This window comes from Nocardia sp. NPDC051030 (assembly GCF_040683015.1).
GTDB lineage: Bacteria > Actinomycetota > Actinomycetes > Mycobacteriales > Mycobacteriaceae > Nocardia.
The window spans coordinates 17,566-29,626 of the sequence record NZ_JBFBCD010000008.1; the positions used below are offsets into that span (position 1 = coordinate 17,566).

Sequence of the window (12,061 nt, forward strand, 5' to 3'; positions counted from 1 at the left end):
ACGAGCCACCGGCCGCGTGGCCATGACTGAATCGAGGTCGGCGCCCATATGAAGGCCGCAGCGAATTCCCTTGACGCAGTGACGTCTTCGTCACCTGACGCGGTGACGATCCGCGACATGTCGCGTCCGGCGCGCCTGCACGTCCACAGCGCCGTCTCCACGGCCCTGGCGTTGCACAGCGATCACGCGTTGCGCGAGATCGTGGACGCGGCCACACCGCTCGGCGCCGGTATCGGTGGGAGGTCGGCGCTGCTGGAGATCGCCGGAACCCCGGTCTTCGTGAAGCGAATACCCCTCACCGACCTGGAACGACAGCCCGAGCACGTCCGCTCCACGGCGAATCTGTTCGACCTGCCGCAGTTCCACCACTACGGCATCGGCCTCATCGGCGGGGCGGGTTTCGGGGCTTGGCGCGAGCTCGCCGTGCACACCATGACGACGAACTGGGTGCTCGCGACCGAAGCCGAGAGCTTCCCGCTGATGTACCACTGGCGGGCGCTGCCCGACACGACGCTGCTGCCAGACGAGCTCGCCGACATCGATCGCACCGTCGCCTACTGGGACGACCGACCCCAGATACGCCACCGGATCGAGGCCCTCCGAGACTCTTCGGCGAGCATCGCCCTGTTCCTGGAATACATCCCGCAGACCCTGCACCAGTGGCTCAACGCCCAGATCGCGGCGGGCGACGAGGCCGCCAACCGGGCCTGCGCCATGGTGGAACGAGAACTCGCCACCGGCACCACATTCATGAACAACCATGGGCTGCTGCACATCGACGCACACTTCCAGAACATCCTGACCGACGGCCACCGCCTCTACTTCGCCGATTACGGCCTCGCCCTCTCCTCCGGGTTCGACCTCTCCCCACAGGAATCCGCGTTCTTCCACCAGAACCAGAGCTACGACCGCGCCTTCACCGCCAATTATCTGGTGATCTGGCTACTCACCGCCCTCTACGGTCTCCGCGGGGAGGACCGGACCGCGATGGTGCGCGCCATCGCCGACGGCAAACCGCCACAGGACATCCCCGAGCAAGCCGCCGCGGCCCTCACCCGGCACGCACCGCTCGCCGCGGCGATGTCCACATTCACGCATGCCTTCCAACAGGACAGCCGCAGCACCCCATACCCAGACGAGGAGATCCGCCGCCTACTGAACGGCCAGCCCCCTGCACTCGGTTAGTTGATTTGGGGGGCTTTGCCGCCGGGGAAGGGGGCGTGTTGGGCTGAGGTGTATTCGGCTTGGACTTTGTAGTAGCGGGTGGTGGGGCCGTAGGCGGTGTAGAAGGTGAAGGCTCGGGGGGCGGTTCCTGCGTAGGGGGCGTTGGAGACGAAGCGGGCTAGTTCGGGGGCTAGGTGGGTGGGGAAGGTTGTGGCTTGGTGGCGTACGGGGAAGCAGATGCGTTGGATTTGGGGGGAGGTCCAGGAGAAGGTGCGGTAGATGTTGAAGGTTGGGGCGAGTATGGAGAGCTCTTCGGTGGTGGCGGGGACGAACTCGAGATCGGTCAGGATTGTGGTGATGTCGGTGGGGGTCAGGTGGCCAGGGGCGAAGACTTGGGAATAGAGGTTGATGGTGCGGTTGGCGAAATCCAGGGCCATGATGGCGATTTCGCCGCCGTAGCGGTTCAGGTGGGGGGCGTGGGCGCGGGCGGAGTCGGGGATGCCGGGGAATGCCAGGGCGCGTTCCACACTGATCAGTTCGGGGAAGAGCATCCAGATTTTCTCGACGCCGTGAGCTACGCCGACGTCTACACCGAAGAGCACGGGCACGGTCGCCGGGATGTCGGTGAGTAGCTGTTCCATCGGGTGGCCGGTGAACTCGAGTAGTCCGGCTTCGCGCAGTGTCGTGACCGGGTCGACACCGCTGCCGGAGTTCATCAACCGCACGTTCAGTCGTCGCTGCGGCACAGGATGAGTGGTTGTGCGGACGCCGAGGACGGATGTGGTCCATAGGTTCTCGAGTGCTTCGAGTACCGGGTCCAGGGCCGCCGCGTCGTAGGGTGCCTCGGCGAGGCGAGCGAATTCCTGGAGATCTCGCCGGATCCGGTCGAGCGTCAGAACATCGGACGTGCCCATGCCAATAAGACTAAAGGTCACTCCACGGTGCTGATCCGCCCTTGTGAGTGCGAGCGGAGGTGGTCGAACAGTGCTTGGAAGACAAAGAAATTCGGGATCTTGCTGACCGGTGTGACGGTCAGGTCGAACAGTTTGCCTTCGATACCGACCGCGACATACCCGCGCGTGAGATCGAGCGTTCCCACCGTCGACCATGATGCGGATTTCCGGCGGGATCCGACCTCGTTCGCGGTGATCCACAGATCCCCGAACTCGACTAGCTCACCGGCGCGGACGCGGGCGGCCGCGATCGGCAACTGGGTGCGCGTCACGGACTCCTGAATCTCCGCGCCCCATCGCTCGACATTCGCGAACGACTGGTCGACGGTGACCTGTGCGCCGCGCTCCCGCCTTCCGCGCCTGATACGCCAGCGTTCGCACGGTGGTGATGAGCACGCCGAGAATCAGTACCACCGAAGCGAATCCGGCCAGCCCCTGCAACCACTCCTGGTCCGCGACGACTCCGAGCGCGGTCAGCGCCACGCCGCCGAGCATCACCAATGCCATCTTCCCCAGACCGAGCCAATTCGCCGGCGCGGCCGGATAAATCGACTGATGCCGCCCGATGCCGGCCCCTTCCGCCGCCGCCGAGATCCGCCGCAATACCTCCGGATCGTGTCCGCGCGCAGTCGACTCCGTCATGAACCCCCCTTGAAACCCAGCCTTCGACTCGGCGAAGAATATCCGATCTGGATCATCCACCAGCCCCGGGCATGACTGATCCTTCACTCCGTCCGGTGGGTTTCGGCGCGGCGGCGGACGGTGCGCTCGAGGATTCCGAGGGTGGCTTTGAGGGCGGATTCGGGGACGACGGGGAAGGTGAGGCGTTGCTTCCAGGTCTCCTCGAGTTCGGACCAGTCGTAGTAGGAGGTGACGCGGGTGCCGCCTTCGGTCGGCTCGAGTCGGTAGCCGTAGATGTGGCGGACGTGCGGCCGCATCCGGCCCTCGACTGTCCAGGCGATCTCCTGGTCGGGGATCAGGGTGGTGATGATGACCTCGACGTCGTATTTGCCGAGGGGGAAGTCGCCCAGGGCTTCTCGGTCCATGTGCACGACGAATCGATCCCCGGCCCGCTCGACCGGATCCCCGTCGGCATCCATGAGCATCCCCGACGCGTCGATATCCACATGCCCCTTCGGGTCGGTCAAGACCGCGAAGATGGCGTTGGCGGACGCGGGGATGAGCCGCGAGACCTCGATGCGTTCGGTGGTTGCGCTCATCGCGTTATGCCTTTCGAGCCGTGCTGCTGAAGTCGAAAACGACCCTAGCCGTTGTGGGTAAGGCCCTCGTGCGGGTGGTCGGCGACGGCCTCGCCGACCGGCTTCCCAACCGCGGCTTCGCAATCATGATCAGGGAGCACTCACGGTGGAATCGCGTCCGAATTCCCACCACCACAGCTCCCTCACCCCTCACCGTCACCAATTCTCGGCCACAACATCGGTGGGATGGGGGTGGTGGGTGTGGTCGGGAGAGGGGGCTTCGGGGTGGGTCAGTAGGCGGGTCATGCGGGCACGGCTTTCGTCGTCGACCGGGGTCCATATCGTGATGAAGGTTTCGGGGATGGCGGACAGGTCGAGTCTGGTCAAGGTGAAGGAGAGGTCGCCGGTGGCGGGGTGGCGGTAGGTCATGGTTTGGGTGGGTGGGGCGGCTACGTCGTGGGTGGACCATAGGTGGGCGAATTCGGGGCTGGTGGAGGAGAGTTCGTGGATCAGGGTGGTCCAGGCGGGGTCTTGGAGGTGGTGGGCGAAGGCTGCCCGGAATGAGGCGACCATGTGGGGTAGGCCGGTGTCGCGGTTGACGAAGGAGCGGCAGCACTCGGGGGTTTCGAACATTTCGCGGAGGACGTTGCCCGAGCTGTCGGATGCGGTGAGTCTCGGCCAGAGGGCGGCGCAGGATGCGTTCCAGCCCAGGAGGTCCCAGCGGCTGTTGAGTGCGGCGGCGGGGAATCCGGTGATGCTGTCGAGGATCGACTGCACCGTGGGGGTGATTCGGTCGGCGTCGGCCGTCACCGGGATGAGCGGGACCTCGGCCAAGCGGTACAGGTGGTCTCGTTCGGCGTCGTCGAGGCGCAGGGTGCGGGCGATGGCGTCGAGGATCTGGCTGCCGACATTGATCGGGCGGCCCTGTTCGAGCCAGGTGTACCAGGTGATGCTGACACCGGCGAGGTGGGCGACCTCCTCGCGGCGCAACCCCGGAAGCCGACGCCGCAACCCGGGAGGGATACCGACGTCGGCAGGCGTCACGCGAGCCCTGCGACTGCGCAGGAACGCGGCGAGTTCGGTCCGGCGGGCGGAGCGGGTCATGGTCACGCTCCCCATGGTCGGTATGCCAGGGATTCGCTGCCAGGTGTCAGCAACACCAGTGTCGGCACCGTCTTGGTAGCAGTGAAAGGGCTTGCGCAGGCTGTTGATTCGACAACATCGACAATCGACAGTTCGTAGGAGGAACGATGAGCGCGCAGCCGTTCACCATTCGATTCACCGTCCGCAGCTATGAGCTCGACACCAATCACCATGTGGCGAGCACGGTCTACCTGCAGTACGCCGAACATTCGCGTTTCGCCTGCGGGCAGGCCGCGGGCCTGTCGCCCGACCGGCTGCTGGCGGACGGCCTCGGCCCGATCAATCTCGAAACCACCGTGCGCCACCTGGGCGAACTGCGTGGCGAGGATCAGGTCGACGTGTCGTGCACCTTCCTCTGGGGAGAGGGTAAAACCCATCGCGTCGAACACACCTTTCGTAAACCAGATGGAACGCTCGTGGCCGAGGTGAGCAGCCTCAGCGGACTGCTCGATATGCGGACTCGGCGAATGGTCACCGACCCCGCTGCGCAGTTCCGCTCGCGCGCCACAAACCCCGAGCTGCTCGGCTTGGACTGAATCATCCAGCCGGACAGGGGAACTGATATGAAGTACGAATTGGGCACCATCGATCACGGATTCGTGCCCCGCAAGCTCACCGTGGACTACGCGACAATGTGTACCGGTGATATCGATACCGAACTATTGCGACAGGCATTCGAGATGCTGTGCCGCAAGTATCCGATGCTCGGCGGGACGATCGAAATCGACGGCGGCCGAGGCTATTTGCATACCCCCGACACCGGATCGGGTGCCGCCTCGGTGGAAATCATCGATAGCACAATTGCCGACTGGCTCGCTCGAACCGAACCCCTCGATCCCGCTGCCTCAGTGGCCAGGCTCGAGATCGTGCTCGATGACGGCGTGACGGCCGTCGCCCTTCGCGTAGCGCACGCGATCAACGACGCGCAGATGGGATTCGCACTCCTCGAAGACTTCTGGCACATGGCCGCCGCGCTCAGTGGAACGGCGGCAGTTCTCGATCCGACCCCGGTGCACCCGCGCAGGCTCGAGGAGCTGTACCTGGAACGAGGATTGCCACTGCCGGAGCTGAGCGGTTCGGCTCCGGGTCCGGTGTACAGCGTCCCTTCGTCGGAAGTGCCCGGCGAAAGCATGTTCCGCCTGTCCCCGGGTGATCGGATCACCCTGTCTGCCAGCGATACTCGCGCATTACTCGGCAATGCTCGCGCGTGGGGAACGACCATCCACGCGCTGGTCAGTGCCGCGATCATCCGAGCCGAACGCGCAATGATCGCCGAATCAGCCGACTCCGCAACCGAACTCCCCATGATCATGTACCACCTCGTGGATCTGCGCCCGCACCTGGACCCTCCGGCTCGGCCCTCCGACGCCACCAATGCCCTAGGATTCGCGCCCACGATCACCCCGTGCGGATCCGGCTCCGACCTGCAAGTCCTCGCCAAAGAGACCAAGGAGCAGATCGTCCGCGGCATCGACACCGGGTCCGCGCTCGCGGTGATGCGCGCCGCGGCCACCCTCGCCGCCGAGCGCCGCACCCGGAATTCGACCGGAAACTTCCTCACGAACTGGGGCGTGGTCCCCGACCTCGAGTGCCCACAAGGCATGCAGATCACCGGTTTCCGAGGTTTCGCCACCTCCGAGCCCGTCTCGTGGGTCGGCTATTTCGTGTACACGTTCCGAGGCGAGCTCACCGTCGAGCTCGAATACTCCGACCGCTTCCACCGCCCCGAGCAGATCACCGACCTGCACGGCATCCTCACCGCCAACCTGAAACAGCTGTCCCGCAGCACCCGCTGACCCCGACATCGAAGACGTGCCCCTTCATTCACGGACATGCGGCCTCTCCGCACCCCGCAAACCATCGGTCATTCGACTCAACAACCGCTGTACGCCTACTAAACGTGGCATTGCACGAACCGACTCCATTGGGGCTGGTACCGCCGGAGCGATACCAGCCTCAATGTCGTCTCCGAGTTGTGGGATGCGGAGAGTAGGGAGGAGCCGGTCGGTTCCGGTGATGGCGACCTGGCACCTATCGCTGATTGACCAGACCGGTTTGGTCTTGCCCGTCGCCGGTGGGAATCGTGTACCTGGTGCCGGTATCCGCGCAGATCACGTCGGCGATCTTGACCAGCGCCAGGAGGTCACCAGGCTCGAAATGGTCTGAGCTCGGGGCGATCACCTCGTTGACATACTGGCCGTGGGCGAGGTTCATCAGGCGGTTGATCACAGCGCCTCCCGGCCGGTCCGGATCACCGTAGTACACCAGGATCACCGACCACCCGCGCTCAGCAGCAATCGCATGGATCCGCGCCTCGTCTTCCGTCCACGCCTCCCCCGACACGTCCGGTCGCAGAAATCCGATCACGTAGTTGGTCATGGTCGTGTCCCTGCGTAGTCACGGTAGATGGCCTGGTTATCGCAAGGCGGCCGCGATGGGTGCAGCGCCACTGCGCTGGGCCGTGCAGGGTGCCCGTCGCGAGCCCGGTGCGCGACAGTCGAAGCAGCGCCCGATGGACCGAGGTCTCGGGCAGCCGGGTCGCGCGGCAGAGTTGCCGCACGGTCAGCGCATGCGGAGGGACCTGGTTTGACAGTGCGCCAAGCACTTTCGCTTCGGGTTCTGTGAACGCCATCGCTCACCGCCTTCGGCTGATCGGAACGTAGGTGCGCGGCGGTTCGGCCGCTAACCGCGCCTGGATGCCAGCGACGGTCAGCTGTTTCTGCCGCTGGGTGCGTTCGGTGTCCGGCAGTGCGTGGGCCGCGAGGAAAAACAGCACTAGCGCGATGGTGGTGGCGGCAACGATGATTTCCATGTCGGGTGTTCTCCATGTCCCTGGAACGGTGTTGGAGTGCACCCGACGTCGGGGACTGGTGATCGAACCGACGTCGGGGCAGTGTGGAACGTATGCCCGGCCGACGCCGCGAAGGGGTACGAACGTACCCCCCAATGCCGTTACGCTGGCGATTGTCGTCACAGCACGAGGAGGCGGTCCCGGTGAGCGGTGCAGCGAATCCCTCAGAGATCGGGCAGCGAGTTCGGCTGTACCGAGAACGCGTCGGCATGGCGCGGCCCGTGCTGGCCGCCCAGATCGGCCGGTCCGCCGAATGGCTGAAAGCCTTGGAGAACGGCAGGATTCAGCGAACACCGAGCCTCGAGTTGTTGTTACGGATCGCTCGTGTCCTGGATCTGGACGACCTTGCCACGCTCACTGGTGACGAGTACGCCGTGCCGGTGACCGTCTTCGCGGGCGAACGTCACGCCGCTCTCTCCGATGTACAAGCCGCCCTGACCGATTACCGCATCACGCCCAGCGATCAGCCGGTCAGCATCGACCATCTCGCCGAACGACTCCGCAAGGCATGGCGTATTCGCCACTCCAGCCCCGACCACCGCTCGCAACTGGGCGCGCTACTGCCGGGCCTGATCCGAGACGCCCAAACCGCAGCCCGCACCGCCGACGACCGCCGCACCGCGCGCCGGACCCTCGCCGGTGTCTATCAGCTCGCCGATTTCTATGTCGCCTATCAGCCCGCGCCCGAACTCGTCTGGATGGTCGCCGACCGCGCCATGAGCGAAGGCTACGAGGCCGACGACCCCTACGTCATCGCGTGCAGTGCCTGGGCGATGGTGCAAGCACTGCGCGATTCCGGACGGTGGGAAGAAGCAATCGCACTGGCCCGCAACGCGATCGACCAAATCACCCCCTACCTCGACCGCGCCGAAACCCCCGACGATTGGCACGGCATCGCCGGAGCCCTGGAATTCGAGATCGCCTACGTCCACGGCCGACGCGGCCGCTCCGGCGACGCCTGGCGCGGCCTCGAACAGGCCGACCGCATCGCCCAGCAACTCGGCCCCACCTATCGGCACGTGCAGACCAGCTTCTCCCAACCGGTAATGGCCGCGCACGCAACAACTCTCGGCGTGGAACTGCGCCAGCCCGGCGAGGCGTTGCGTGCGGCCCGCTCCATCGACGCCGACAACATCGTGTCCGTGCCCCGCCGCGGCCGACACCTCATCGAGGTTGCCCGCGCCTACATGCAGCGCGACGAAGACACCGCAGCACTCACGATGCTCGTGAAGTCGGAACAGACTGCCCCCGAGACGATCCGCTACAACGGGTTCGCCCGAGACATGCTCCGCGACCTGTTGAAGAAACCACCGACCGGCATGCGCAGCGATGTCCGCGAACTGAGCCAACGAGTAGGCATCCGTACTTAGCCGAATGATTGCGGCTCGACGACTCGAATTCCAGAGCGGCCTACACCGGCGCCTGACTTGGCGATCCCCTCACGGTGTCGGACGCCGCGACTCGCAGGACGACTGCGTGGACAAGTCCGCAATTGTGCGTTTGGCCGTACGGTGGTCGGTCGGAGATGTCATTCTCGAAGGTGCGACTGCCGTAAAGGGGGTAGATCATGAGCACCGCGCCCGCGAATTGGTATCCCGACCCGCAGAATCCAGGCTATCTCAGATACTGGAACGGCAATGAGTGGACCGGCGACTCGGTACCCGACCCAGCGGCACACATCCCTGCACAACCCCCGCCGCGCGTGCCCCCGCCCGCTAAGGTGCCGATATTTGGCACTCGCGCCTATGCGAAACGCCAATCTCAGGATCTGACCGAGGCTTTGGCCGAGATTCAACGGCTTCGAGCTGCTTTGGCCAGCTTCGGCGGACTCGAGGTCGCCGAACTTCAACGCTATCGTGAGCAACTCGCCGCGCAGATCACTGCGGAGCAGGCGCACCTGGACAGCGTACGCACGCAGGTGATCAACACCCAAGAGGAACAGGTGCTCCAGGAGATCGGTATCTATCGATACCGTCATCCGTTGTCGGACGTGGTCGCCTACCGCGCCAGGCTCGATCAGCTCCAGGGTGACATCAAGTCCGCCGCGGCGCGTGACGGTGGCGCGATCGAGGCGTCGCAGAGCTGGCAGGTCAACGGCTCGGCCGCCCAGGGCCGCAAGATGATTCGTGAGTATTCGAAGCTGATGCTGCGCGCCTACAACGCCGAGGCCGACAACCTCGTCCGAAGTCTCAAACCGTACAAGATCGACACCGCGCTGGAACGCCTCGACCGGTTGGCAACCACGATCGAACGACTTGGCGAGACTATGAAGTTGCGCGTGACGCCCTGGTATCACCAGTTGCGGCGCCGTGAGCTGGAATTGACTTCCGACTACCTGGAGAAGCTCGCCCGTCAGAAAGAGGCCGAACGCGACGAGCGTGACCGCCTGCGCGAGGAGCGCAAGGCGCAGCAGGAGATCGAACGCGAGCAACAGAGACTCGAGAAACAGCATCAGCAGTACGCGTCTGCGCTCGCCGCGCTGGAAGCGGCCGGCAACACCGACTCAGCGAGGGGGCGCGATCTGCAGGACAAGCTTGCCGACTTGGAACAGAAACGCACCGCGCTCGCGAACCGGGCGGGCAATCTGCGCGTCGGCCACGTGTACGTCGTGTCCAATATCGGTGCGTTCGGCGAGAATATGGTTCAGATCGGCATGACCCGTCGCCTCGACCCTGATGACCGCATCAGCGATCTGAACAACTCGTCCGTGCCGTTCAAGTACGACGTGCACGCTATGCACTTCGATCTCGATGCCGCTGGTATCGAAGAAGAACTGCATCGCCGCCTAGCGCACAAGCGCGTCAACCTGGTCAACTCCCGCCGCGAGTTCTTCCGCGTCACCCCCGCAGAGGTGCGTGAACCCATGCAGGAACTCGCCGGAGAACTGCTGGTGTTCACCGAATTCCCCGAGGCCGAGGACTACCGTCGCAGCCTCGAGGCGGCGCGGCGCACGAACCAGCAATGAGTAACGAGACGAGGACGAGGACGAGGGCATGCCAGAACATCAGAGCCAGTTGACAATCCGCACCGACGGCAGCGCCGATGAGCTGTTCGGTCTGCTCGAGTGGTTCAACGACGACGATGAGCTGCGCGGCCGGGTCAGCATGCCGGCGAGGCAGATTCGTCCCGGCCAGATGGGCGGGCTGGCCGAGGTGATCGTCGTTGCTCTTGGTGCGAGGGGAATCGCGCCCGCACTGATTCAGTCGCTGAGCACATGGTTCACTCACCGGCGCTCCGACATTGCGGTCACCCTCACCCTCGAGCACACCGAGCTGACACTCGACGCCAAACGCGTCAAAACTCCCGAGATCACCCAGGCGCTACAGGCACTGCTCGACCAGGCGAACAAACCCCAGTGACCTCGGCACGGAACCGCTCCGGCTGGCGCGCCGCCCTGATCGGGGTGAGCCGATACACTCACCCCGACATCACCGATATCCCCGCCGCCGCCACCAATATTCACGATCTCACGCGGCTGTTGACCGCACCCACCGGTGCAGCGCTCCCGGGCGAGGACTGTGCCACCCTCATCGACCCCGACGCGCCTCCACAGGTCGGTGAACTCCTTGCCGATGCCGCCGACCACGCCGAAGAGGTTTTGCTGGTGTACTACACCGGACACGGCTTGCTGGACCGGCGCGGACGACTGCATCTTGCCTTGACCAGCAGCGATCCCGACCATCCCGAGTGGAGCTCGATACCGTTCGCCACGCTGCGCGACGAGCTTGCCGCCGCCCGCGCCCGTGCTCGCATTCTGATCCTGGATTGCTGCTTCTCCGGACGAGCTTTCGAAGCCATGAGCAGCCCAGCCGCCGTCGTCGACGGTCAGATCGACATCACCGGCACTTACACCATCGCCTCCTCTCCTCGCAACGAGCCCTCTCTCGCCCCAGAGGGCCACCGGCACACGGCATTCACCGACGCCCTGCTCACCGCGGCAACCAGTAGAACCGGACTCACACTCGACCAGCTCTACGACAACATCGACCAGATCCTGCACCGCAACGGCCATCCGCGCCCCGTGCGACGAAGCGTCAACATCACCGGTAACCTGCGCCTGTTCACCCCGCCCCGCCACCGGCCCATATCCGACAACGCCGTGACGCCGCTGGTCATCGACCCGCTCGCCACCCCGGACAGCACCACCCAGCAGATCTTCACCGACGGCCAGTGTGCGGCCGAACAAGGTGACCCCACCGAAGCCGAAAAGGCCTGGCGCACTGCAGCATCGCAAGGACACCCCGGCGCAATGAACAACCTTGCCAACCTGCTGTACAGCCAGGGAAAACTCCGCGCAGCACACTCGCTCTACCTCGAAGCCGCCCACCGTGGCAACACCGCAGCCATGGGCAATCTCGCGGATCTACTGCGCCGAGCCCACGAAGACACCGAGGCCGAGTACTGGTGTCAGTGTGCCGCCGAGGCCGGCGACACCGATGCCATGCACAACCTCGCCCTCATGCTCGACAAATCCCGCCGCTACGACGAAGCCCTCACCTGGTACCGGCACGCCGCCGAGGCCGGCAACACCAACGCCATGCACAACCTGGCCATCCGCCTGCGCTACCGCGGCCAACTCAACGAAGCCAGCACGTGGTGGCAGCGCGCCGGACACAAACGCCCCCAACGCACCACCGAAAAACTCCGCGGCCCCACCCCGCATAAGCAATCACACTGAGATCGAGCAGCAACGGGTCCGGTCCATCAGGACCGCCAAAGGCACAGTTCACACCGGCCACGGGTCGCTTCGA

Annotated in this window: 14 protein-coding genes; 7 read left to right on the forward strand and 7 right to left on the reverse strand. The window is 64.9% G+C overall.

The window, feature by feature from the left end:
• The first annotated feature begins 117 nt into the window (after positions 1 to 117).
• The gene (locus AB0N05_RS25765; protein WP_364698425.1) at positions 118 to 1,185 is read left to right on the forward strand and encodes a protein kinase family protein; all 1,068 of its coding nucleotides are present in this window, start codon (positions 118 to 120) and stop codon (positions 1,183 to 1,185) included.
• On the opposite strand, the gene AB0N05_RS25770 is transcribed toward AB0N05_RS25765, so the two are convergent.
• From AB0N05_RS25770 to AB0N05_RS25785, 4 genes are all read right to left on the reverse strand, one after another.
• Positions 1,182 to 2,078 (reverse strand): aromatic prenyltransferase, encoded by an 897-nt coding sequence (locus AB0N05_RS25770; RefSeq protein ID WP_364698426.1) that lies wholly within the window; start codon positions 2,076 to 2,078, stop codon positions 1,182 to 1,184. The genes AB0N05_RS25765 and AB0N05_RS25770 overlap by 4 nt on opposite strands.
• A gap of 17 nt (positions 2,079 to 2,095) precedes the next feature.
• Positions 2,096 to 2,482, reverse strand: coding sequence for a DUF6585 family protein (locus AB0N05_RS25775; protein ID WP_364699078.1), 387 nt, complete (start codon positions 2,480 to 2,482; stop codon positions 2,096 to 2,098).
• A 360-nt stretch (positions 2,483 to 2,842) separates the two neighbouring features.
• On the reverse strand, positions 2,843 to 3,337 hold the full coding sequence (locus AB0N05_RS25780; RefSeq protein WP_364698427.1) for a polyketide cyclase: 495 nt from the start codon (positions 3,335 to 3,337) through the stop codon (positions 2,843 to 2,845).
• Positions 3,338 to 3,532: 195 nt separating this feature from the next.
• The gene (locus AB0N05_RS25785) at positions 3,533 to 4,420 is read right to left on the reverse strand and encodes a helix-turn-helix transcriptional regulator (RefSeq protein WP_364699080.1); all 888 of its coding nucleotides are present in this window, start codon (positions 4,418 to 4,420) and stop codon (positions 3,533 to 3,535) included.
• 146 nt (positions 4,421 to 4,566) lie between these two features.
• Here AB0N05_RS25785 and AB0N05_RS25790 point away from each other — a divergent pair, with 146 nt between their 5' ends.
• Entirely contained in the window at positions 4,567 to 4,995 is a 429-nt protein-coding gene (locus AB0N05_RS25790; RefSeq protein ID WP_364698428.1) for an acyl-CoA thioesterase, read from the forward strand.
• A gap of 27 nt (positions 4,996 to 5,022) precedes the next feature.
• The gene (locus AB0N05_RS25795) at positions 5,023 to 6,255 is read left to right on the forward strand and encodes a hypothetical protein (RefSeq protein ID WP_364698429.1); all 1,233 of its coding nucleotides are present in this window, start codon (positions 5,023 to 5,025) and stop codon (positions 6,253 to 6,255) included.
• Between the two features lie 235 nt (positions 6,256 to 6,490).
• Here AB0N05_RS25795 and AB0N05_RS25800 read toward each other — a convergent pair whose 3' ends face one another.
• Genes AB0N05_RS25800 through AB0N05_RS25810 form a run of 3 tightly spaced genes read right to left on the reverse strand, consistent with a single transcriptional unit; the run spans position 6,491 to position 7,271 of the window.
• Positions 6,491 to 6,838: a hypothetical protein gene (locus AB0N05_RS25800; RefSeq protein ID WP_364698430.1), complete on the reverse strand. Its 348-nt coding sequence runs from the start codon at positions 6,836 to 6,838 to the stop codon at positions 6,491 to 6,493.
• Entirely contained in the window at positions 6,747 to 7,091 is a 345-nt protein-coding gene (locus AB0N05_RS25805) for a helix-turn-helix domain-containing protein (RefSeq protein ID WP_364698431.1), read from the reverse strand. Before AB0N05_RS25805 ends, AB0N05_RS25800 begins: the two co-directional genes overlap by 92 nt.
• Before the next feature lie 3 nt (positions 7,092 to 7,094).
• Positions 7,095 to 7,271 (reverse strand): hypothetical protein, encoded by a 177-nt coding sequence (locus AB0N05_RS25810; RefSeq protein ID WP_364698432.1) that lies wholly within the window; start codon positions 7,269 to 7,271, stop codon positions 7,095 to 7,097.
• A gap of 182 nt (positions 7,272 to 7,453) precedes the next feature.
• Here AB0N05_RS25810 and AB0N05_RS25815 point away from each other — a divergent pair, with 182 nt between their 5' ends.
• The 4 genes from AB0N05_RS25815 to AB0N05_RS25830 all read left to right on the forward strand — a co-directional run bounded on the left by AB0N05_RS25815 (position 7,454) and on the right by AB0N05_RS25830 (position 11,988).
• Positions 7,454 to 8,680, forward strand: coding sequence for a helix-turn-helix transcriptional regulator (locus AB0N05_RS25815; protein ID WP_364698433.1), 1,227 nt, complete (start codon positions 7,454 to 7,456; stop codon positions 8,678 to 8,680).
• A gap of 197 nt (positions 8,681 to 8,877) precedes the next feature.
• Complete coding sequence (locus tag AB0N05_RS25820; protein ID WP_364698434.1) at positions 8,878 to 10,275, forward strand: DUF4041 domain-containing protein; 1,398 nt, start codon at positions 8,878 to 8,880, stop codon at positions 10,273 to 10,275.
• Between the two features lie 28 nt (positions 10,276 to 10,303).
• The gene (locus AB0N05_RS25825) at positions 10,304 to 10,669 is read left to right on the forward strand and encodes a hypothetical protein (protein WP_364698435.1); all 366 of its coding nucleotides are present in this window, start codon (positions 10,304 to 10,306) and stop codon (positions 10,667 to 10,669) included.
• On the forward strand, positions 10,666 to 11,988 hold the full coding sequence (locus tag AB0N05_RS25830; RefSeq protein WP_364698436.1) for a tetratricopeptide repeat protein: 1,323 nt from the start codon (positions 10,666 to 10,668) through the stop codon (positions 11,986 to 11,988). The genes AB0N05_RS25825 and AB0N05_RS25830 overlap by 4 nt, the downstream gene beginning before the upstream one ends.
• Positions 11,989 to 12,061: the final 73 nt, after the last annotated feature.